Source organism: Pseudomonas sp. ICBG1301 (assembly GCF_016918385.1).
Taxonomy (GTDB): domain Bacteria; phylum Pseudomonadota; class Gammaproteobacteria; order Pseudomonadales; family Pseudomonadaceae; genus Aquipseudomonas; species Aquipseudomonas palleroniana.
The window spans coordinates 44,755-67,451 of the sequence record NZ_JAEKGB010000005.1; the positions used below are offsets into that span (position 1 = coordinate 44,755).

Sequence of the window (22,697 nt, forward strand, 5' to 3'; positions counted from 1 at the left end):
GCCAGTTCCGAAAGGAAACCAAATAAAATTGGCCTTCCCATTTGAAAAGAGGCTGCGCGCGTGAGCGGGCAGCCTCTTTCGGCGACAGTTGAAAACTGTCTTATTGCTTGGCGGCAGCCAGCTGGGCAGCAACTTCTTCAGCGAAGTTGTCGACCGGCTTCTCGATGCCTTCGCCTACTTTGAAGTAAGTGAAGGAAACGATTTCAGCACCGGCTTTCTTAGCCAGTTCGCCAACCTTGATTTCAGGGTTCTTGACGAACGCCTGCTCAACCAGGCTCGCTTCAGCCAGGAACTTGCTGATACGGCCTTTGACCATGTTCTCAACAATGTTTTCCGGCTTGCCGGCGATCTTGTCGGCGTTCAGGGTCAGGAACACGCCCTTCTCACGTTCGATCGCTTCAGCGGAAACTTCCGATGGCAGCAGGAACTCAGGGTTGGTTGCCGCTACGTGCATAGCGATGTCTTTGGCCAGCTCAACGTCGCCGCCCTTCAGAACAACGGCTACGCCGATCTTGTTGCCGTGCAGGTAGCCACCAACCACATCACCTTCTACGCGGGTCAGGCGACGGATGTTGACGTTTTCGCCAACCTTGCCGACCAGTACCAGGCGAGCTGCTTCTTGAGCTTCGATCAGAGGCTCAACGGTAGTCAGCTTGTCGGCAAACGCTTTTTCAACGCTTTCAGCAACGAATGCCTTGAAGTCGTCTTGCAGAGCCAGGAAGTCGGTCTGCGAGTTCACTTCCAGCAGCACTGCGGATTTACCGTCTTCTTTCAGCGCGATTGCGCCTTCAGCAGCCACGTTGCCTGCTTTCTTGGCAGCCTTGATGGCGCCGGAAGCACGCATGTCGTCGATGGCTTTTTCGATGTCGCCGCCAGCCTTGGTCAAGGCCTTTTTGCAATCCATCATGCCTTCGCCAGTACGCTCACGCAGTTCTTTAACCAACGCTGCAGTAATCTCTGCCATTTCAAAATCCTCTTGGATAGGTTTTCAACCATTCCACCCGATCAAACGGGCGTTCAATTCTTCCCGAATCTCCCTTGTAGGCCGCTGCACGTTACAGTTGCTATGTTGCACTGCCACAAGTGGGCGCCGACAAATGGTTTTCGAGGTGGCAAAAAGGGGGCCAAGCCCCCTTTTTGCTTACTGAGTCAACGCCAGGGCGTCAGTTACTCAGCGGCAGCTACCGGAGCTTCTTCAGCGAACTGCTCGGTACCGCCAGCAACGTGGTTGCGACCACGGATTACAGCGTCAGCCATCGAACCCATGTACAGCTGGATAGCGCGGATTGCGTCATCGTTGCCTGGGATGATGTAGTCAACGCCTTCCGGGCTGCTGTTGGTATCGACTACGCCGATAACCGGGATGCCCAGCTTGTTGGCTTCGGTGATCGCGATGCGCTCGTGATCAACGTCGATTACGAACAGTGCGTCAGGCAGACCGCCCATATCCTTGATACCACCCAGGGAACGATCGAGCTTTTCCAGGTCACGGGAGCGCATCAGCGCTTCTTTCTTGGTCAGCTTGGCGAAAGTACCGTCTTCGGCTTGTACTTCAAGGTCACGCAGACGCTTGATGGAAGCACGGATGGTCTTGAAGTTGGTCAGCATGCCGCCCAACCAGCGGTGATCGACGTACGGCGAACCGCAACGTGCTGCTTCTTCAGCAACGATCTTGCCAGCGGAACGCTTGGTGCCGACGAACAGGATCTTGTTTTTGCCCTGGGCCAGACGCTCTACGAAAGTCAGAGCTTCGTTGAACATTGGCAGGGTTTTTTCAAGGTTGATGATGTGGATCTTGTTACGCGCGCCGAAAATGTACTTACCCATTTTCGGGTTCCAGTAACGGGTCTGGTGACCGAAGTGCACACCGGCCTTCAGCATATCGCGCATGTTGACTTGGGACATGATAGTTCCTTAATAAGTCGGGTTTGGCCTCCACGTATCCCAATGACCAACCAGCGGCATCAAGGCCTCCGGCACCCAGGTCATCGTGTCGACACGTGTGTGGATTTAAGCTTCACGGGGCATCCCCGGAAAGCGGCGCATTTTATACCACACGCAGTCAAAAAACGAAACCCGCAATGACATTTGCCGCCTATCGCCTATACCTGAGCCTTTGAATCGCGCCGGCAAGGCCCAACCTTATAGAGAGAAGCGATCATCAGAGGCTCATGATTTGACACCATCGTCTGTTAGAATCGCGTTTCTTGGGGTTTGTGCGTTTTTTGTAACCTTTATTGCCGCACACCGTGAACCGTATTGATTTCAGCGCATCGCGCTAGAGAGAGCCTGTATGACCGTTACCTTGAAAACCGCCGAAGACATCGCAGGCATGCGCGTTGCCGGCAAACTGGCTGCCGACGTGCTGGAAATGATCGCCGAACACGTCAAGCCCGGCGTTACCACTGAGGCGCTGGACCGCATCTGCCACGACTATATTGTCAACGTCCAGAAGGCGATCCCGGCCCCACTGAACTACAAGGGCTTCCCCAAGTCGATCTGCACCTCGATCAACCACGTGGTCTGCCATGGCATTCCAGGCGACAAGCCGTTGAAAGACGGCGACACCCTGAACATCGACGTCACCGTGATCAAAGACGGCTACCACGGCGACACCAGCCGCATGTTCCACGTCGGCAATGTGCCGGTCTGGGCCGAACGCCTGTCCCAGGTCACCCAGGAATGCATGTACAAGGCCATCGAGATCGTCAAGCCCGGTTGCCGCCTGGGCGACATCGGCGAAGTGATCCAGAAGCACGCCGAAAAGAACGGCTTCTCGGTGGTTCGCGAGTTCTGCGGCCACGGCATCGGCAAGGTGTTCCACGAAGAGCCGCAGATACTGCACTACGGCCGCGCCGGCACCGGCATGGAGCTCAAGGCAGGCATGACCTTCACCATCGAGCCGATGATCAACCAGGGCAAGGCCGATACCAAGGTGCTGGGCGACGGCTGGACCGCAATCACCAAGGACCGCAAGCTTTCCGCCCAGTGGGAACACACCTTGCTGGTCACCGAAACCGGCTACGAGATCTTCACCCTGCGCTCGGACGACACGATCCCGCGCCTTTCGGCGTAAGGCCTGGTTTGGTTTTCCCAAACACTGTTGTGACTGACTGATAGATAGAAAGGAAAGCCAATCGATGCCCCAGGTGGACCCCGAACTCTTCGACCGTGGCCAGTTCCAGGCGGAGCTGGCACTGAAGGCAAGCCCCATCGCCGCCTTCAAGAAGGCTATCCGCCAGGCCCGCGAGGTGCTCGATGAGCGCTTTCGCAAAGGCCGGGACATCCGCCGGCTGATCGAGGACCGCGCCTGGTTCGTCGACAATATCCTGCAGAAAGCCTGGGAACAGTTCAGTTGGAGTGAAGACGCCGATATCGCCCTGGTGGCCGTTGGCGGCTACGGGCGCGGCGAATTGCACCCCTACTCCGACATCGATCTGTTGATCCTGATGGACGGCGCCGACCACGAGATCTTTCGCGACTCCATCGAGCGCTTTTTGACCTTGCTGTGGGACATCGGCCTGGAAGTCGGTCAGAGCGTGCGCTCGGTTGACGAATGCGCCGAAGAGGCCCGCGCCGACCTGACGGTAATCACCAACCTGATGGAAAGCCGCACCATCGCCGGCCCCGAACGTCTACGCCAGCGCATGCTGGAAGTCACCAGCACTGCACATATGTGGCCAAGCAAGGACTTCTTCCTGGCCAAGCGCGCCGAGCAGAAAGCCCGGCACCACAAGTACAACGACACCGAATACAACCTGGAGCCCAACGTCAAAGGCTCACCGGGCGGCTTGCGGGATATCCAGACCATTCTGTGGGTCGCCCGCCGCCAGTACGGCACCCTGAACCTGCGGGCACTGGCGGGTGAAGGCTTCCTCGTCGAGAGTGAGAACGCGCTGTTGGCGTCCTCCCAGGAATTCCTGTGGAAAGTACGTTACGCCCTGCACATGCTCGCCGGACGCGCCGAAGACCGTCTGCTGTTCGACCATCAACGCTCCATCGCCGCCCTGCTGGGCTTTGAAGGCGAAGACGCGAAGACCAGCATTGAAAGCTTCATGCAGCAGTACTACCGCGTCGTCATGAGCATTGCCCAGCTCAGCGACCTGATCATCCAGCACTTCGAAGAAGTGATCCTGGCTCCCGATGACGAAGCGCCGCCGCAACCGATCAATGCACGCTTCCAGCTGCACGATGGCTATATCGAGGCACGCAACGATTACGTGTTCCGTCGTACCCCGTTCGCGATGCTGGAGATTTTCGTACTGATGGCCCAGCAGCCGGAAATCAAAGGCGTGCGCGCCGACACTATTCGCCTGCTGCGAGAAAACCGTCACCTGATCGACGACGAGTTTCGCAACGACATCCGCAACACCAGCCTGTTTATCGAACTGTTCAAGTGCAAGATCGGCATCCACCGCAACCTGCGCCGGATGAACCGTTACGGCATTCTCGGGCGCTATCTGCCGGAGTTCGGTTTTATCGTCGGGCAGATGCAACATGACCTGTTCCACATATATACGGTAGACGCCCACACCCTGAACCTGATCAAGCACTTGCGTAAGCTGCAGTACACTCAGGTGTCGGAGAAATTCCCGCTGGCCAGCAAGCTCATGGCCAAGCTACCCAAGCCCGAGTTGATCTACCTGGCGGGCCTGTACCACGACATCGGCAAGGGCCGGCATGGCGATCACTCGGAAATCGGTGCAGTGGATGCCGAGGCTTTTTGCCAGCGCCACCAATTGCCGCTGTGGGACAGCCGCCTGATCGTCTGGCTGGTGCAGAACCACCTGGTCATGTCGACCACGGCCCAACGCAAGGACTTGTCCGACCCGCAGGTGATCCACGACTTCGCCGGCATCGTGGGTGATGAAACTCGCCTCGACTACCTCTATGTGCTGACCGTCTCCGACATCAATGCCACCAACCCCACACTGTGGAACTCGTGGCGCGCCAGCCTGCTGCGCCAGTTGTACACCGAGACCAAGCGCGCCCTGCGCCGTGGCCTGGAAAACCCGGTGGACCGCGAAGAACAGATCCGCCGCACCCAAAGCGCGGCCCTGGACATCCTGGTGCGCGGTGGCAACGACCCCGACGACGTCGAGCAGCTCTGGTCGCAACTGGGCGATGATTATTTCCTGCGCCACACCGCCGGTGATGTGGCCTGGCACACCGACGCCATCCTGCAGCAGCCGGCCGATGGCGGCCCGCTGGTGCTGATCAAGGAAACCACCCAGCGCGAATTCGAAGGCGGCACACAGATCTTCATCTATGCGCCGGACCAACACGACTTCTTCGCCGTGACGGTGGCCGCCATGGACCAGCTCAACCTGAACATCCATGACGCCCGGGTCATCACCTCCAGCAGCCAGTTCACCCTCGACACCTACATCGTGCTCGATACCGATGGCGACTCGATTGGCGACAACCCGGTGCGAGTGAAAAAGATCCGCGAAGGCCTGACCGAAGCCCTGCGCAACCCTGCCGACTACCCGACGATCATCCAGCGCCGGGTGCCGCGCCAGCTCAAGCACTTTGCCTTTGCGCCCCAGGTCACCATCTCCAACGACGCCCAGCGCCCGGTCACCGTACTGGAGCTCAGCGCGCCGGACCGTCCCGGTCTGCTGGCACGTATCGGCGGGATTTTCCTGGAGTTCGACCTGTCGCTGCAGAACGCCAAGATTGCGACCCTGGGCGAACGCGTGGAAGACGTGTTCTTCATCACCGATGCCGACAACCACCCGCTGTCCGACCCCGAGCTGTGCCTGCGCTTGCAGGAGGCCATCGTGCAGCAACTGAGCGTGACCCAGGAACCCGGTGTCGAACTGACACGCCTGACCTTTTGAATTTTTAACTTTGTGAACACTATCCCACAGGTCGGTGTTTACGGTGATTGAGGCTTACATGAACAACGCCCTGAACCAGTTGCAGCCCTACCCGTTCGAGAAACTGCGCGCCTTGCTGGGCAGCGTTACGCCGAACCCGGACAAGCGCCCGATTGCGTTGTCCATCGGTGAACCCAAGCACAAGTCCCCGGAATTCGTGGCCAAGGCCCTCTCTGACAACCTCGACCAGATGGCGGTCTACCCGACCACCCTGGGCATCCCGGCCCTGCGCGAGGCCATCGGCGCGTGGTGCGAGCGGCGCTTCAACGTGCCCAAGGGCTGGCTGGACCCGGCGCGCAATATCCTGCCGGTAAACGGTACCCGTGAAGCGCTGTTCGCCTTCACCCAAACCGTGGTCAACCGCGGTGACGACGCCCTGGTGGTCAGCCCGAACCCGTTCTACCAGATCTACGAAGGCGCTGCGTTCCTGGCCGGCGCCAAACCGCACTACCTGCCGTGCCTGGACGCCAACGGTTTCAATCCGGACTTCGATGCCGTGACGCCGGACATCTGGAAGCGCTGCCAGATCCTGTTCCTGTGCTCGCCCGGCAACCCGACTGGCGCGTTGATCCCCGTCGAAACCCTGAAAAAACTCATCGCCCTGGCCGACGAATACGACTTCGTCATCGCCGCAGACGAGTGCTACAGCGAACTGTACTTCGATGAACAAACCCCGCCGCCGGGCCTGCTGAGCGCCTGCGTCGAGCTGGGCCGCCAGGACTTCAAACGCTGCGTGGTGTTCCACAGCCTGTCCAAGCGCTCCAACCTGCCGGGCCTGCGTTCCGGTTTCGTGGCCGGCGACGCCGACATTCTCAAGGCCTTCCTGCTGTACCGTACCTACCACGGCTGCGCAATGCCGGTACAAACCCAGCTGGCGAGCATTGCCGCCTGGCAGGATGAAGCCCATGTGCAGGCCAACCGCGACCTGTATCGTGAGAAATTCGATGCCGTGCTGGCGATTCTCAAGCCGGTGCTGGACGTGCAAAGTCCGGATGGCGGTTTCTACCTGTGGCCGAACGTGAACGGCGACGATGCCGCATTCTGCCGTGACTTGTTCATGGAAGAACATGTGACCGTAGTACCGGGCTCCTACCTGTCACGCGAAGTGCAAGGCTTCAACCCCGGCGCCGGCCGTGTGCGCATGGCGCTGGTTGCGCCGTTGGCGGAGTGTGTGGAAGCCGCCGAGCGGATTCGCGCGTTCATCCAGCGTCGACGCTAAGCGCTTTCTGGGTCATTTCACATGGCCCAGGTTCGCCTCACTCATATCCAGATCCGCCAACACCTCCCTCAACACGTCATCACCTATCTGGTGATGACGGCTCAAGCTGTACAACTCCAACCGCTGCGCCCGCAAGGCCTTGAGCCGCAACTTGCGTTCCAGCAAGTCCATCTGCTGCGCCAACGCCTGGGCTTCGGCTGAGTCGTTGAAAACCTCCAACTGGTGGCGATATTCCGACATCAGCCGCGCCTTGAGCTCCGTAGCCAGTGCCGCCTGGGCAGCGTCGGGAGCCGCGGCTTCTGTCGGCTCCTCGGCTTCCAGGGCATGAATCGCCGCCACGGCGGTCTTCTTCCAAGCCTCACGCACTTCGCGATGGCGCTTTTCATCGGGACTCTGCTCGATGCCGCGCAGCAGCAACGGCAAGGCAATGCAGGCAGCGACCAATGAGAGCAGGATCACGCCGGCGGCGATAAAGATCAGCAGGTCACGCTCAGGGAAGTCTTGCCCCGGCGCCAGCAGTAAAGGCACCGACATCACACCGGCCAAGGTCACCGCACCGCGTACCCCACCGACGGTCAGCAACCAGCAGGAGCGGGCTGTAGGTACCAGGGTCAGTTCGCTTTTCCCACGCAGCCTGCGCAACAAGCCCGACAACCGCCAGATGCTCTGCACCCAGATGAATCGCAGGATCACCAGCACCAGAAAGATCGCGGCCACATCCAGGCAGCGATACAGCAACGTCGGCCATAGCGTCGGTTCATGGCTCACCACCGCCTTGATGATGTCCGGCAATTGCAGCCCCAGCAGCAGGAAGATCAAACCGTTGAAGGCAAATTCCAGCAGCGACCAGACACTGCGATTGAGCAAGCGGGTGCTGGTCTGGCGCGGCAACAGGTCGAGCCAGCTTTGCATCATGCCCGCCGCCACCGCCGACAAAATGCCCGACGCGCCTAGCCGCTCGGCCAGCACATAAGCTGCAAATGGCAGCAGCAACATGAACACCACGTGGGTGGCCGGGTCATCCCAGCCTCGCGCGATCATCCAGGCGCGCAGGCGCCCCACCAGCCAGCTCAACGCCACACCAATCGCCAGGCCACCCAAGGCCACCAGGACGAATGTCAGGCTGGCATCCGCCAGGGAAAACACCCCCGTCAATGCCGCCGCCAGGGCGAATTTGAACGTCACCAGACCCGAAGCATCATTCATCAAGGCTTCGCCCTGCAGCATGTGCATCAGCGGCTTGGGTAAACGGTTCTGGGCAATGGCCGACACCGCCACGGCATCCGTCGGCGACAATACGGCCGCCAGGGCAAAGGCCACCGGCAGCGGGATCGAAGGCAATAGCCAATGAATAAAGTATCCGGCACCCACCACGGTGAATAGCACCAGCCCCACCGCCAACGTGAGGATCGGGCCACGCAGCCGCCACAACTCACGCTTGGGCATGCGCCAGCCATCGGAGAACAACAACGGTGGCAGGAACAGAAACAGGAACAGCTCCGGGTCCAGTGCCACGTGCAACCCCAGCGTAGGCCAGGCCAGCAGGGCTCCGGCGGCAATCTGCACCAAGGGTAACGGCAGGGGAATGACACGCCCGACAAGACGCGAAACGCTGACCAGCATCAGCAGGATAAGAACGGTGTAGGCGGTTTGCATAACGCGGGGTTCCCGGACAATCGACTTGCAACGACACACATCAGGCAACAACTGGCCGTTGAAGTGCCATATTACCCCGCTATGGTACGCACCTATGCCGTCACCGGCATTTGCCCATAAGTCGCACGTCAGCACGACGAGGGGCACCAGAGACCGCTGGTCGTGGCATAATCCGTGACCTTCCGTTTTCACACGCTCAAAGGGGGCAATTCCTTGACCGTTTCAAGCAAAACGTTGCACCTTTTCGGCATCAAAGCCTGCGACACCATGAAAAAAGCGCGCACCTGGCTCGACGAGCACGGGGTGAGCTATGAGTTCCACGACTACAAAACGGCCGGTATCGACCGCGAACACTTGACCCAATGGTGCAACGAGCACGGTTGGCAGGTGGTTTTGAACCGTGCGGGCACCACCTTTCGCAAACTCGAAGACGAATGCAAAGCCGATCTCGATCAGTCGAAAGCCATTGAATTGATGCTCGCGCAACCCTCGATGATCAAGCGCCCGGTGCTGGATCTCGGAGACAGAACCCTGATTGGCTTCAAGCCAGATAGTTATTCGGCGGCCCTGAAGTAGGCCAGCCCTTCCATTTTTGTAGAGGTAACAGCATGTCCAATTCCCTGTTCAGCCTGGGCTTCGGCGTCGGCACTCAAAACCGTCAAGGCGCCTGGCTGGAAGTGTTTTACGCACAGCCACTGCTCAACCCATCGGCCGAAATCGTCGCCGCCATCAAACCGATCCTGGGTTACACCGGCGGCAACCAGGCGATCAGCTTCACCATCAGCCAAGCGCTGCAACTGGCCGATGCGCTGAAGAATGTCGATGCGACCCAAGCTGCGCTGCTCAACCGCCTGGCGGAAAGCCACACTCCGCTGGTTGCCACCCTGCTGGCCGAAGACGCTGCGCTGACCTCCACGCCTGAGGCATACCTAAAGCTGCACCTGCTGTCCCACCGTCTGGTCAAGCCGCATGGCCTGAGCCTGGCCGGCGTGTTCCCACAGCTGCCGAACGTGGCCTGGACCAGCCAGGGCGCCATCGACATCAACGAGCTGGCCGAACGCCAACTGGAAGCGCGCCTGCGTGGCGAGTTGCTGGAAGTGTTCTCGGTGGACAAGTTCCCGAAAATGACCGACTACGTGGTGCCGAGCGGCGTACGTATCGCTGACGCGGCACGCCTGCGCCTGGGCGCCTACGTGGGCGAAGGCACCACCGTGATGCATGAAGGTTTCGTCAACTTCAACGCCGGCACCGAAGGCCCGGGCATGATCGAAGGTCGCGTCTCGGCAGGCGTGTTCGTCGGCAAAGGCTCGGACCTGGGCGGCGGTTGCTCGACCATGGGCACCCTGTCGGGTGGCGGCAACATCGTGATCAAGGTCGGCGAAGGCTGCCTGATCGGTGCCAATGCCGGTATCGGCATCCCGTTGGGCGACCGCAACACCGTGGAGTCGGGCCTCTACGTGACCGCCGGGACCAAGGTTGCCCTGCTGGACGAGCACAACCAACTGGTCAAGGTGGTCAAGGCTCGCGAGCTGGCCGGCCAGCCGGACCTGTTGTTCCGTCGCAACTCCGAGACCGGTGCCGTGGAGTGCAAAACCCACAAATCGGCCATCGAACTGAACGAAGCGCTGCACGCTCACAACTAAGCAGCCACTCGATGCCACTAGCGGGCCGCGCCTTCGGGTTGCGGCTCGCTTATACGAGTCTTGAACACCATGCTTGTGCCCTCTCCCTGGCGCGCCGATTTCCCGGCCATCGCCACCCTGCAACGGCAAGACCAGACCTATCTGGACAACGCCGCCACCACACAAAAACCCCAGGCCTTGCTGGATGCCATCAGCCATTACTACGCCAACGGCGCAGCCAATGTGCATCGTGCCCAGCATTTGCCCGGCGCCCATGCGACGCAGGCTTTCGAAGACAGCCGCAGCAAAGTCGCACAGTGGTTGAACGCAGGTGACAGCGGGCAAATCGTGTTTACCCATGGCGCGACTGCTGCGCTGAACCTCCTGGCCTACGGCCTGGAGCACTTATTCAATGCGGGCGATGAGATAGTCATCAGCGCCCTGGAACATCACGCCAACCTGCTGCCTTGGCAGCAACTGGCCAAGCGCCGCGCACTCACGCTGGTGGTCCTGCCGCTGGACGATGATGGCGTGATCGACCTGCAAGCCGCCGCCGAACTGATCGGCCCACGCACGCGGCTGCTGGCGGTAAGCCAGCTGTCCAACGTGCTCGGCGCCTGGCAGCCACTGCAAGCCCTGCTGGCACTGGCCAACCCACACGGCGCACTGACCGTGGTGGATGGCGCCCAAGGGATCGTCCATGGCCGTCATGACGTGCAGGCACTGGGCTGCGACTTCTACGTTTTTTCCAGTCACAAGCTGTACGGCCCGGACGGTGTCGGGGTGTTGTTCGGGCGCAATGAAGCCCTGCATCACCTGCGCCACTGGCAGTTTGGCGGCGAGATGGTGCAACAGGCGGACTACCACAGCGCCAGCTTTCGCAGCGCACCGCTGGGGTTTGAAGCCGGCACGCCACCGATTGCCGGTGTGATCGGCCTGGGCGCCAGCCTGGATTACCTGAGCTCGCTGGATCAACCGGCAGTGCTCGCCCATGAAGCCGCGTTGCATGACTATCTGTTGCGCGGGCTGAAAGCGCGAAACGGCGTGCGCGTGCTCGGAGCACCGCAGGTCGCGCTGGTCAGCTTTGTCGTGGACGGCGTGCACAACGCCGACCTGGCGCACCTGCTGACCGAGCAGGGCATCGCCGTGCGCGCCGGGCACCACTGCGCGATGCCGCTGCTCAAGGCGATGCACTTGTCCGGGGCGATCCGTGTATCCCTGGCGCTTTACAACGACTCGGATGACCTGGAACGCTTTTTTGAAGCGTTGGACCAGGCGCTGGATATGTTGCGATGAGCATGCCGGTGGCAGCGCTGGCTGCGCTGGAAGCCTTTCAGTCGGTCGGCAGCTGGGAACAGCGCGCGCGGATGCTGATGCAATGGGGCGAACGGCTGCCCGCATTGGCAGATGAGGACAAGGTCGAGGCCAACCTGGTGCAGGGCTGTGAGAGCCTGGTGTGGTTGGTGGGACGCTTGGAGCATGGGCATTGGCAATTTGCCGCGAGCAGCGATGCGCGCATGATCCGTGGCTTGGTGGCCTTGCTGCTGGTGCGGGTCAATGGCTTGTCGGCGGCAGAGTTGCAAACGGTGGACCTGGCCGACTGGTTCAACCAGTTGGGGCTTTCCCGTCAACTTTCACCATCGCGCAGCAACGGCTTGAATGCGGTGTTGCAACGTATGCGCGAACTTTGTGGCAGGGGGCTTGCTGCTGATTGCTGAGTGTCAGTCACTCGATATATTGGCTGATCCACCGCTATCGGGAGCAAGCCCCCTCCCACACTGAACACTTTTTTAGCAGTGAACGCTAAGTGGGCTTGACCCGCTCGGAAGGCCGGCGCACCCCGGCCACAATCTTGTCCACTGCTTTGGTCGCCGCCACCATGCCGAACGTGGCCGTGACCATCATCACCGCGCCGAACCCACCGGCGCAGTCCAGCTTGACCCCATCCCCGACGAAGCTCTTCTGCAAACAGATGCTGCCATCCGGCTTGGGATAGCGCAGCTGCTCGGTGGAAAACACGCACGGCACGCTGTAATGGCGGGTCACGGTGCGCGAGAACCCGTAGTCGCGGCGCAAGGTGGAGCGTACTTTGGAGGCCAGCGGATCGTTGAACGTGCGGTTCAAATCGCATACCTGGATCAACGTCGGGTCGATCTGCCCGCCGGCGCCACCGGTGGTGATGATCTGGATCTTGCGGCGCTTGCACCAGGCAATGAGCGCAGCCTTGGCGTTGACGGCGTCGATGCAGTCGATCACGCAGTCGATATCCGGGGTGATGTACTCGGCCATGGTGTCGCGGGTCACGAAGTCGGCCACCGCATGAACCGTGCAGTGCGGGTTGATACCGCGCAGGCGCTCAGCCATTACCTCGACCTTGGGCTTGCCCACGGTGCTGTCCAGGGCATGCAACTGGCGGTTGCTGTTACTCACGCAGACATCGTCCAGGTCGAACAGCGATATTTCGCCCACCCCGCAGCGGGCCATGGCTTCCGCCGCCCAGGAGCCAACGCCGCCCACGCCGACAATGGCCACATGGGCCGCCTTCAAGCGTTCCAGGCCCTCAATGCCATACAAGCGGGCGACGCCTGCAAACCGCGGATCTTCTGTACTCATGACCATTACCCCAAAAACCGGCGCGCATTATGGACTACGCAGCGACAAGTTCGAAGCGACAAGCTACAAGTAAAGAACTTAGGAGGGCTTTCGCTGACTAACGTCCGGCTTTTCTCTGTCCGCTGTACGCTCAGGGAAGTGCCAGTGTAGGATGCGCGCCGTTCGGCGTTGGCCGACACCTCTTTTCGTTCCACAGCCTTTGGAACCCGAAACCGCCATGTCATCGCGTAAATTTGGACTCAACCTGGTGGTAGTGCTGGCAATTGCCGCGCTGTTCACCGGCTTCTGGGCGCTGATCAATCGCCCGGTCACTACCCCCAACTGGCCTGAACAGATCTCCGGGTTCTCTTACTCGCCGTTCCAGCAAGGCCAGTTCCCACAGAAAGACCAGTACCCGACCGACGATCAGATGCGCCAGGATCTGGCGATCATGAGCAAGCTGACGGACAACATCCGTACTTACTCGGTCGACGGCACCTTGGGCGACATCCCCAAACTGGCCGAAGAATTCGGCCTGCGCGTGACGTTGGGGATCTGGATCAGCCCGGACCTTGAGCGTAACGAACGCGAAATCCAGCGCGCCATCGAGATTGCCAACAGCTCGCGCAGTGTCGTGCGCGTAGTGGTCGGTAACGAGGCGTTGTTCCGCGAGGAAATCACCCCGCAAGCACTGATCGTGCTGCTGGACCGGGTGCGCGCCGCCGTGAAAGTGCCGGTGACCACCTCCGAGCAATGGCACATCTGGGAGAAGAACCCGCAACTGGCCAAGCACGTCGACCTGATCGCCGCGCACATCTTGCCGTTCTGGGAATTTATTCCGATGGACAAGGCTGGCCAGTACGTACTCGACCGTGCCCGGGACCTGAAGAAACTGTTCCCGAAAAAGCCGCTGCTGCTGTCGGAGGTTGGCTGGCCGAGTAACGGACGCATGCGCGGTGGCAACGAAACGTCCCCGGCGGACCAGGCCATCTACCTGCGCACCCTGGTGAACAAGCTGAACCGCCAAGGCTACAACTACTTCGTGATCGAGGCCTTCGATCAGCCGTGGAAAGTCAGCGACGAAGGTTCGGCGGGCGCCTATTGGGGCGTTTATAACGCGGCACGCCAGCAGAAATTCAATTTCGAAGGCCCGGTCGTGGCGATCCCGCAATGGCGCGTTCTGGCCATCGGCTCGGTGGTGCTTGCGCTGTTGTCCCTTACCCTGCTGATGATCGACGGCTCGGCCCTGCGCCAGCGTGGCCGTACCTTCCTGACCTTTATCGCGTTCCTGTGCGGTTCGGTGCTGGTATGGATCGGCTACGACTACAGCCAGCAATACAGCACCTGGTTCAGCGTGACCGTCGGTATCTTGCTGGCACTCGGTGCCCTCGGCGTGTTTATCGTGTTGCTGACCGAGGCCCACGAACTGGCCGAAGCGGTATGGACCCACAAGCGTCGGCGTGAATTCCTGCCGGTGGAAGGGGATTCGCACTACCGCCCGAAAGTATCGATCCACGTGCCGTGCTACAACGAGCCGCCGGAGATGGTCAAACAGACCCTCGACGCCCTGGCCGCCCTCGATTACCCGGACTACGAAGTCCTGATCATCGACAACAACACCAAGGACCCGGCGGTATGGGAGCCGGTGCGCGACTACTGCGAAACCCTGGGCCCGCGCTTCAAATTCTTCCATGTCTCGCCCCTGGCCGGTTTCAAGGGCGGCGCATTGAATTACCTGATCCCGCATACCGCCAAGGATGCCGAAGTGATCGCGGTGATCGACTCGGACTACTGCGTGTCGCCCAACTGGCTCAAGCACATGGTGCCGCACTTCGCCGACCCGAAAATCGCCGTGGTGCAGTCGCCGCAGGATTACCGCGACCAGAACGAAAGCACCTTCAAGAAGCTTTGCTATGCCGAATACAAGGGTTTCTTCCATATCGGCATGGTTACCCGCAACGACCGCGACGCGATCATCCAGCACGGCACCATGACCATGACCCGTCGCTCGGTGCTCGAAGAGCTGGGCTGGGCCGACTGGTGCATCTGTGAAGACGCCGAACTGGGCCTGCGGGTGTTCGAAAAAGGTCTGTCGGCCGCGTACTACCACGACAGCTACGGCAAAGGCTTGATGCCGGATACCTTTATCGACTTCAAGAAACAGCGTTTCCGCTGGGCCTATGGCGCGATCCAGATCATCAAGCGTCACACCGCCAGCCTGTTGCGCGGCAAGGATACCGAGCTGACCCGTGGCCAGCGGTACCACTTCCTCGCGGGCTGGTTGCCGTGGGTGGCGGATGGCATGAACATCTTCTTCACCGTCGGCGCGCTGTTGTGGTCGGCCGCGATGATCATCGTGCCGACGCGGGTCGACCCGCCGTTGCTGATTTTCGCGATCCCGCCATTGGCGTTGTTCGTGTTCAAGGTCGGCAAGATCATCTTCCTCTACCGCCGTGCGGTAGGCGTGAACCTCAAGGACGCGTTCTGCGCAGCCCTGGCCGGCCTGGCGTTGTCCCATACCATCGCCAAGGCGGTGCTGTATGGTTTCTTCACCAGCAGTATTCCGTTCTTCCGTACACCGAAAAACGCGGATAACCACGGCTTCTGGGTCGCGATCTCGGAAGCCCGTGAAGAGATGTTCATCATGCTGCTGTTGTGGGGCGCGGCGCTGGGGATCTACCTGGTGCAAGGCCTGCCGAGCAATGACATGCGCTTCTGGGTGGTGATGCTGCTGGTGCAATCGCTGCCGTATGTGGCGGCCTTGATCATGGCGTTCCTGTCTTCGTTGCCAAAACCTGCGCCGAAACCGGAACCCGTGCCGGCCGCGTAAAAACTTGCGCAATGCACTAAACGGCGGCCTCTGGCCGCCGTTTTGCTATAAGATAACGGCCGTTTTATGCGCCAGCCTTGCGCCAATGCTGTATGTGGGAGGGGGCTTGCTCCCGATAGCGGTGTACCGGTCAACATAGACAGTGACTGACACCCCTCAATCGGGAGCAAGTCGAATCGTCGCACCGCCCCCCCACACTGAATCGGTGCCGTATTTCACATTCGTTCTGCGCCACGACACGCTTCCGGAGTTTTCCCATGACGGCCCATGCCGACCTTTCGCCGACCCTTCAACTCGCAATCGACCTGATCCGTCGCCCCTCGGTCACACCGATCGATGCCGACTGCCAGAAGCTGATGATGCAGCGCCTGGGTGACGCCGGTTTCAAGCTTGAGCCGATGCGCATTGAAGACGTGGACAACTTCTGGGCCACCCATGGCAAGCACGACGGCCCGGTGCTGTGTTTCGCCGGCCACACCGATGTGGTGCCAACCGGCCCGGTGCAGGCCTGGCAAAATGACCCGTTCGATGCCCTGATCGACGAAGACGGCATGCTCTGCGGCCGTGGCGCGGCAGACATGAAAGGCAGCTTGGCGGCCATGCTCGTGGCCTCAGAGCGCTTCGTCACCGACTACCCGGACCACAAGGGCTCGGTGGCCTTCCTGATCACCAGCGATGAAGAAGGCCCGGCGCACCACGGCACCAAAGCCGTGATCGAACGTCTGGCGGCCCGCAAGGAACGCCTGGACTGGTGCATCGTCGGCGAACCGTCGAGCACCACGCTGGTGGGCGATGTGGTCAAGAACGGCCGTCGTGGTTCCCTCGGCGCCACCCTGACCGTGCGCGGCGTACAAGGTCACGTGGCTTACCCGCACCTGGCGAAGAACCCGATTCACCTGGCGGCTGCGGCCCTGGCCGAATTGGCTGCCGAGCACTGGGATGACGGCAATGCGTTTTTCCCGCCGACCAGCTTCCAGATTTCCAACCTCAATTCCGGCACCGGTGCCACCAACGTAATCCCAGGTGAGCTGAAGGCGGTGTTCAACTTCCGTTTCTCCACCGAGTCCACCGTCGAAGGCTTGCAACAACGCGTGGCGGCCATCCTCGACAAGCACGCGCTGGACTGGCATGTGGACTGGGCCTTGTCGGGCCTGCCGTTCCTGACCGAACCGGGTGCCCTGCTGGATGCGGTCTCCGCCAGCATCAAGGCGATCACCGGGCGCGACACCCAGGCGTCCACCAGCGGTGGTACATCGGACGGGCGCTTCATTGCAACGCTCGGCACTCAAGTCGTCGAACTCGGCCCGGTCAACGCGACCATTCACCAGGTCAACGAGCGCATCCTGGCCAGTGACCTCGACGTGCTGACCGAAATCTATTACCAGACCCTGATCAAGTTGCTCGCCTGATGCTCGCCTGCCCCATTTGCAGCGCACCGCTCAACGCGGTGGACAACGGCGTGGCATGCCCGGCCGGGCACCGCTTCGACCGTGCGCGCCAGGGTTACCTGAACCTGCTGCCGGTACAGCACAAGAACAGCCGCGACCCGGGCGACAACCTGGCCATGGTCGAGGCGCGCCGCAACTTCCTCAACGCCGGGCACTATGCGCCGGTCGCCAGGCGCCTGGCCGAGTTGGCCGCCGAACGGGCGCCGCAACGCTGGGTCGACATCGGTTGCGGCGAGGGTTACTACACCGCGCAGATCGCCGAGGCCCTGCCGCATGCCGACGGCTACGCGCTGGATATCTCCAAGGAAGCGGTCAAACGTGCCTGCAAGCGTAACCCGGCGCTGACCTGGTTGATCGCCAGCATGGCTCGCGTACCGCTGGCTGACGCCAGTTGCCAGTTCCTCGCCAGCGTGTTCAGCCCGTTGGACTGGCAGGAAGCCAAACGCCTGCTCAGCCCTGGCGGCGGCCTGATGAAGGTCGGCCCGACCAGCGGCCACTTGATGGAGCTGCGCGAGCGCCTGTATGACGAAGTGCGCGAGTACACCGACGACAAGCATCTGGCCCTGGTGCCGGACGGCATGCACCTGGCGCACAGCGAAACCCTGACGTTCACCCTGAGCCTGGCCAGGCCCGAAGACCGTGCCAACCTGCTGGCCATGACGCCACACGGCTGGCGCGCCAGCGCCGAGCGCCGTGCACAGGTGATCGAGGCCGCCGAGCCGCTGCGGGTGACCGTGTCAATGCGCTACGATTATTTCGTGCTTCAATAACCGACTTTTAAGTATCCGCGAATGGATTTTTAAAATCCCGCAACGAGGAACATCCATGCGCCAACCTGATATCGAGATTTACCTGAAGGACGCCGACGTCGACCACAAGGCCATTGCCGCCTGGCTGGGCGCCGCCCTGGGCCCGTGCACCGACTGGGTCCAGAAAGGTCAGACCTACAAGTGCAAAGCCGGCACCGTACCCGTGACCTGGCTGCCCAAAGCCGTGGGCAAATGGAACAGCCTGTACCTGGAAAGCGACCAGACGCCCTGGGACGACGACATCGCCTGCGCCCGCGCAGCCTTTGCCGCGCTGAACGTGGAAGTGCGTTGTGCACCGGGCACCTGGGTTGAGGAAGAAGGTGAGGAAAGCGCGGACACCTGGATTCGCATCAGCGCGGACGGTGAAGAGCAGATCACCTGGAAAACGGCCTGATCCGCCAGTGTGAACCGAATCAAAAAGTGGGAGGGGGCTTGCTCCCGATTGCAGTGGGTCAGTTGCACATTAAGCTGACTGGCCCATCGCTATCGGGAGCAAGCCCCCTCCCACAGTTGTTCAGTGGTGGGCTTAGAGGCCGACCACATCCTCCGCCTGCAAGCCTTTCTCGCCGCTCACGACGGCGTATTCCACCTGCTGGCCTTCAGCCAGGGAGCGGTGGCCTTCACCCCGAATGGCGCGGTAGTGCACAAACACATCCTTGCCATCTTCGCGTTGGATAAAACCATAGCCCTTGGCATCGTTGAACCACTTCACATTGCCGGTTTCGCGCGTTGTCATCTGTTTCTCCCACATGCTTTTTATTGTTGAGTGAGCCGCATTGAACTGCCGAGTATATGGCAGGCTCAAAAAGCTTCAACTCAAGTTTATTTAGCCGCTTTTTGCCGATTTTCGGCGAATACGGCACACTACCCGCCCGAGCATCTGCTCGGTTTTTCCCACTTGAAGCAGCACGCCTATGACCCGCTCCCCGTTCCGCCGTCTGGTGTTTGGCACCTTGCGCCGACTGTTGTACCTCTGGGTTCGCTCGGAGACGATCAACCAGTCGTCCCTAACCCTTAACCTCGACCGCAGCCGGCCAGTGTTCTATGTCCTGCAATCGCCTTCTCTCACCGAATTGGCCGTGGTCGATGCCGAATGCACCAAGGCCGGCCTGCCGCGCCCGGTGCTGCCGGTCTCGGTAGGCCCACTGATCGAACCCGCCGCGTTCTTCTACCTCACGCCGGACCCCGACTGGCTCGGCCGCCAGGACAAGCGCGGCGCACCGCCGACCCTGACCCGTCTGGTCAATACCCTGAGCGAACGCGCCGAGGAAGATGCACAAATCATTCCGGTCAGCGTGTTCTGGGGCCAATCGCCCGAGAGCGAGTCCAGCCCGTGGAAGCTGCTGTTTGCCGACAGTTGGGCCGTCACCGGGCGTCTGCGCCGGCTGCTGAGCATCCTGATCCTCGGTCGCAAGACCCGTGTGCAATTCTCCGCGCCAATCAACCTGCGTGAATTGATCGAGCACAATAAAGGTCACGAACGCACCGTGCGCATGGCTCAACGCATCCTGCGTGTGCACTTTCGTAACCTGAAGACCGCCGTGATCGGCCCCGATCTGTCCCACCGCCGTAACCTGGTGAAGGGTTTGGTCAATATGCCGCTGGTGCGCCAAGCCATTGCGGAAGAAGCCGAGCGGGAAAAAATCGCCCCGGAAAAAGCCAAGGCACTGGCCCTGCGCTATGGCAACGAAATCGCCTCGGACTACACCTACACCGCGATCCGCTTCCTGGAAGTGGTGCTCAGTTGGTTCTGGAACAAAATCTACGATGGCATCAAGGTCAACAACATCGAAGGCGTGCAAAAGGTTGCCCAGGGTTATGAGGTCATCTACGTGCCTTGCCACCGCAGCCATATCGACTATCTGCTGCTGTCGTACCTGCTGTTCAAGAACGGCCTGACGCCGCCGCACATCGCCGCCGGCATCAACCTGAACATGCCGGTGATCGGCAGCCTGCTGCGCCGTGGCGGTGCGTTTTTCATGCGCCGCACCTTCAAGGGCAACCCGCTGTACACCGCCGTGTTCAACGAATACCTGCATACCTTGTTTACCAAAGGCTTCCCGGTGGAATACTTCGTCGAAGGTGGACGTTCGCGTACGGGGCGCATGCTGCAACCGAAAACCGGGATGCTAGCGATCACCCTGCGCAGTTTCTTGCGTTCATCACGCACGCCGATCGTCTTCGTACCGGTGTACATCGGCTACGAACGCGTGCTCGAAGGCCGTACTTACCTGGGCGAACTGCGTGGGGCGAGCAAGAAAAAAGAGTCGATCTTCGATATTTTCAAAGTCGTCGGCGCGCTCAAGCAGCGTTTCGGCCAGGTCGCGGTCAACTTCGGCGAGCCGATCAAATTGGCCGAGTTCCTCGACGGCGAGCAACCGGACTGGCGCGCCCAGGAACTGGGCCCGAACTACAAACCGGCATGGCTCAATGAAACCACGCACAGCCTCGGTGAACAGGTAGCGCGCCATTTGAACGAAGCTGCGGCGGTGAATCCGGTGAACCTGGTGGCCCTGGCACTGCTGTCCACCACGCGCCTGGCCCTGGATGAGCAGGCCATGGCGCGCCAACTGGACCTGTACCTGGCGTTGCTGCGCAGCGTGCCCTACTCGCCCCACACTACCCTGCCCGAGGGCAACGGCCTGGCATTGATCAAGCACGTCAAGGACATGGCCCTGTTGTCGGAGCAGAGCGACGCCTTGGGCAAGATCCTGTATCTGGACGAACAGAACGCCGTCCTGATGACCTACTACCGCAATAACGTGCTGCACATCTTCGCCCTGCCGGCATTGCTGGCCAGCTTCTTCCAGAGCAGCTCGCGGATGAGCCGCGAACAGATCCTGCGCTACACCCGCGCGCTCTATCCGTACCTGCAATCGGAGCTGTTTATCCGCTGGTCACTGGAAGAGCTGGACGCCGTCGTCGATCAATGGCTGCAAGCGTTTGTGGAACAGGGCCTGCTGCGCTTCGAGAACGCCGTCTACCTGCGCCCGGCCCCGAGTTCACGGCACTTTGTGCTGCTGACACTGCTGTCCAAAAGCATTGCCCAGACCCTGCAGCGCTTCTACATGGCCATCTCGCTGCTGCTCAACAGCGGCCAGAACAGCATCAGCGCCGAAGAACTGGAAGACCTGTGCACGATCATGGCCCAGCGCCTGTCGATCCTGCATGGCCTGAACGCTCCGGAGTTCTTCGACAAAAGCCTTTTCCGACATTTCATCCAGACATTGCTGGAGCAAGATGTGCTTCGCCGTGATGAGGCCGGCAAGTTGAGTTACCACGACCTGCTCGGTGAGTTGGCCGAAGGCGCGGCGAAACGCGTGCTGCCGGCAGACATTCGCCTGTCGATCCGGCAAGTGGCCCTGCATCGGGTTGACGGCGCGGCCGAGACATCCGTCGACACGCCAGAAACCCGCTAGATTGAATCAGGCGCCGAGTGGTTTTCGGCGCCGTTGAAAAAGGAGCTGCACCATGAAAAAAATCATCCTCCTGGGCCTCACCGCCCTGCTCGGAGCCTGCCAGTCCATGACCCCAGCCCCCAAGGCCAGCCTCGACGGCGAAGTGTTCTACCTGCAACGCATTGCCTTGCCGCCAACGGCCACCTTGAGCGTGAGTCTGCAGGACGTGTCCCTGATGGACGCCCCGGCCGTGACGCTCGCCGAACAGAAAGGCCCGGTCAAAGGCCAGGTCCCGCTGCCCTTTCACCTGAGCTACGACCCTGCGCAAGTCAAGCCGGGCCACAGTTACTCGGTCAGCGCTCGCATCGAACTGGAGGGCAAGCTACTGTTTGTCACCACCGAGCGGCACGCCGTACAGCTCGACGGCCAGGCTCAACCACCGCTGCGCCTGCGTGTTGATGCCGTCGCCCACTGATTCACGAACTCAAGGAAGCGCCCATGCTCCGTAACTCCCTTCGCCTTACCGCCCTGTGTGCCGGCCTGCTGCTCGGTGCCAACGCCATGGCCCTGGACCTTGGCAGCCTGTCCCAGGGCGACGCCAACGGCGGCCTCAAGGACGCACTGACCCAGGGTGCACAGATCGCCGTGAAACAACTGGGCGTACCCGGTGGTTTCAGCAACAACCCTGAAGTCAGGATCGGCCTGCCCGGCAAGCTCGGCAAAGTCGCCGATAAGCTGAAGATGTTCGGCATGGGTGATCAGGTCACGCAACTGGAAACCAGCATGAACAAGGCGGCAGAAACCGCCGTGACCCAGGCGCAGCCGATCCTGGTCAATGCGGTGAAGAACATGAGCGTCACCGACGCCAAAGGCATCCTCACCGGCGGCCAGGATTCGGCGACTCAGTACCTGAACAAAAGCAGCCGTGACCAGATCCGTGCCAAGTTCCTGCCGATCGTCAAGGCCGCCACCGACAAGGTGGGCGTGGCCCAACAGTACAACGCCCTGGCCGGCAAGGCCGCGGCCTTCGGCGCGCTCGATGCCAAGAATGCCAACGTTGAAAACTACGTGACCGAGCAGGCGCTGGACGGGCTGTTCAAGATGATTGCGCAGCAGGAAGAAACCATCCGCAAGAACCCGGCGGCAGCGGCCACCAGTTTGGCGAAGAAGGTGTTCGGCGCGCTGTAACGTCCCCCTGGCTGCGCCCAGGCCGTTCCAACCGGCTGGGCGCAACTACCTTC

The 22,697-nt window shown here is 60.8% G+C and carries 19 protein-coding genes; 14 read left to right on the forward strand and 5 right to left on the reverse strand.

Annotation, left to right across the window (positions count from 1 at the left end; translation table 11 throughout):
• Positions 1–100: 100 nt before the first annotated feature.
• Both tsf and rpsB read right to left on the reverse strand, forming a co-directional pair.
• Positions 101–964, reverse strand: coding sequence for a translation elongation factor Ts (tsf, locus tag JBE38_RS13130; protein ID WP_060754036.1), 864 nt, complete (start codon positions 962–964; stop codon positions 101–103).
• 203 nt (positions 965–1,167) lie between these two features.
• Positions 1,168–1,905, reverse strand: a complete 738-nt coding sequence (gene rpsB, locus JBE38_RS13135) for a 30S ribosomal protein S2 (RefSeq protein WP_003172263.1) — start codon at positions 1,903–1,905, stop codon at positions 1,168–1,170.
• 388 nt (positions 1,906–2,293) lie between these two features.
• Between rpsB and map the strand changes: the two genes are divergently transcribed.
• The 3 genes from map (at position 2,294) to dapC (ending at position 7,101) form a co-directional block, all read left to right on the forward strand.
• The gene (map, locus tag JBE38_RS13140; protein WP_060754035.1) at positions 2,294–3,076 is read left to right on the forward strand and encodes a type I methionyl aminopeptidase; all 783 of its coding nucleotides are present in this window, start codon (positions 2,294–2,296) and stop codon (positions 3,074–3,076) included.
• Between the two features lie 64 nt (positions 3,077–3,140).
• Positions 3,141–5,843, forward strand: a complete 2,703-nt coding sequence (locus JBE38_RS13145; RefSeq protein WP_060754034.1) for a [protein-PII] uridylyltransferase — start codon at positions 3,141–3,143, stop codon at positions 5,841–5,843.
• 58 nt (positions 5,844–5,901) lie between these two features.
• Positions 5,902–7,101 (forward strand): succinyldiaminopimelate transaminase, encoded by a 1,200-nt coding sequence (gene dapC / locus JBE38_RS13150; RefSeq protein ID WP_205344424.1) that lies wholly within the window; start codon positions 5,902–5,904, stop codon positions 7,099–7,101.
• Positions 7,102–7,113: 12 nt separating this feature from the next.
• Here dapC and JBE38_RS13155 read toward each other — a convergent pair whose 3' ends face one another.
• Positions 7,114–8,757, reverse strand: a complete 1,644-nt coding sequence (locus JBE38_RS13155; protein WP_205344425.1) for a Na+/H+ antiporter — start codon at positions 8,755–8,757, stop codon at positions 7,114–7,116.
• A 267-nt stretch (positions 8,758–9,024) separates the two neighbouring features.
• Between JBE38_RS13155 and JBE38_RS13160 the strand changes: the two genes are divergently transcribed.
• The 4 genes from JBE38_RS13160 to JBE38_RS13175 all read left to right on the forward strand — a co-directional run bounded on the left by JBE38_RS13160 (position 9,025) and on the right by JBE38_RS13175 (position 12,097).
• Positions 9,025–9,333 (forward strand): arsenate reductase, encoded by a 309-nt coding sequence (locus tag JBE38_RS13160; protein WP_232965865.1) that lies wholly within the window; start codon positions 9,025–9,027, stop codon positions 9,331–9,333.
• Positions 9,334–9,365: 32 nt separating this feature from the next.
• Positions 9,366–10,400: a 2,3,4,5-tetrahydropyridine-2,6-dicarboxylate N-succinyltransferase gene (dapD, locus tag JBE38_RS13165; RefSeq protein ID WP_060754031.1), complete on the forward strand. Its 1,035-nt coding sequence runs from the start codon at positions 9,366–9,368 to the stop codon at positions 10,398–10,400.
• A 69-nt stretch (positions 10,401–10,469) separates the two neighbouring features.
• A complete protein-coding gene (locus JBE38_RS13170) occupies positions 10,470–11,675 on the forward strand; it encodes an aminotransferase class V-fold PLP-dependent enzyme (RefSeq protein ID WP_090366399.1) in 1,206 nt (401 codons plus the stop codon).
• Positions 11,672–12,097, forward strand: a complete 426-nt coding sequence (locus tag JBE38_RS13175) for a SufE family protein (RefSeq protein WP_205344426.1) — start codon at positions 11,672–11,674, stop codon at positions 12,095–12,097. The genes JBE38_RS13170 and JBE38_RS13175 overlap by 4 nt, the downstream gene beginning before the upstream one ends.
• An 85-nt stretch (positions 12,098–12,182) precedes the next feature.
• Here the strand turns inward: JBE38_RS13175 and tcdA are convergent, their stop codons facing one another.
• Positions 12,183–12,998 (reverse strand): tRNA cyclic N6-threonylcarbamoyladenosine(37) synthase TcdA, encoded by an 816-nt coding sequence (gene tcdA / locus JBE38_RS13180; RefSeq protein WP_205344427.1) that lies wholly within the window; start codon positions 12,996–12,998, stop codon positions 12,183–12,185.
• 211 nt (positions 12,999–13,209) lie between these two features.
• Here tcdA and JBE38_RS13185 point away from each other — a divergent pair, with 211 nt between their 5' ends.
• The 4 genes from JBE38_RS13185 to JBE38_RS13200 all read left to right on the forward strand — a co-directional run bounded on the left by JBE38_RS13185 (position 13,210) and on the right by JBE38_RS13200 (position 18,452).
• Entirely contained in the window at positions 13,210–15,801 is a 2,592-nt protein-coding gene (locus JBE38_RS13185; RefSeq protein WP_090366403.1) for a glycosyltransferase, read from the forward strand.
• A 257-nt stretch (positions 15,802–16,058) separates the two neighbouring features.
• Positions 16,059–17,210 (forward strand): succinyl-diaminopimelate desuccinylase, encoded by a 1,152-nt coding sequence (dapE, locus tag JBE38_RS13190; protein WP_060754027.1) that lies wholly within the window; start codon positions 16,059–16,061, stop codon positions 17,208–17,210.
• Entirely contained in the window at positions 17,210–18,019 is an 810-nt protein-coding gene (locus JBE38_RS13195; protein WP_205344428.1) for a putative RNA methyltransferase, read from the forward strand. The genes dapE and JBE38_RS13195 overlap by 1 nt, the downstream gene beginning before the upstream one ends.
• A gap of 55 nt (positions 18,020–18,074) precedes the next feature.
• Positions 18,075–18,452: a hypothetical protein gene (locus tag JBE38_RS13200; RefSeq protein ID WP_060754025.1), complete on the forward strand. Its 378-nt coding sequence runs from the start codon at positions 18,075–18,077 to the stop codon at positions 18,450–18,452.
• A 132-nt stretch (positions 18,453–18,584) separates the two neighbouring features.
• On the opposite strand, the gene JBE38_RS13205 is transcribed toward JBE38_RS13200, so the two are convergent.
• The gene (locus JBE38_RS13205) at positions 18,585–18,794 is read right to left on the reverse strand and encodes a cold-shock protein (RefSeq protein ID WP_017844724.1); all 210 of its coding nucleotides are present in this window, start codon (positions 18,792–18,794) and stop codon (positions 18,585–18,587) included.
• Positions 18,795–18,972: 178 nt separating this feature from the next.
• On the opposite strand from JBE38_RS13205, the gene plsB reads away from it, so the two are divergent.
• From plsB to JBE38_RS13220, 3 genes are read left to right on the forward strand one after another with little or no spacing between them, the layout of a single operon-like run.
• Complete coding sequence (plsB, locus tag JBE38_RS13210) at positions 18,973–21,477, forward strand: glycerol-3-phosphate 1-O-acyltransferase PlsB (protein WP_205344429.1); 2,505 nt, start codon at positions 18,973–18,975, stop codon at positions 21,475–21,477.
• A 52-nt stretch (positions 21,478–21,529) separates the two neighbouring features.
• Entirely contained in the window at positions 21,530–21,931 is a 402-nt protein-coding gene (locus JBE38_RS13215; RefSeq protein ID WP_104995698.1) for a YbaY family lipoprotein, read from the forward strand.
• A gap of 23 nt (positions 21,932–21,954) precedes the next feature.
• On the forward strand, positions 21,955–22,644 hold the full coding sequence (locus tag JBE38_RS13220) for a DUF4197 domain-containing protein (protein ID WP_090366411.1): 690 nt from the start codon (positions 21,955–21,957) through the stop codon (positions 22,642–22,644).
• Positions 22,645–22,697 lie beyond the last annotated feature (53 nt).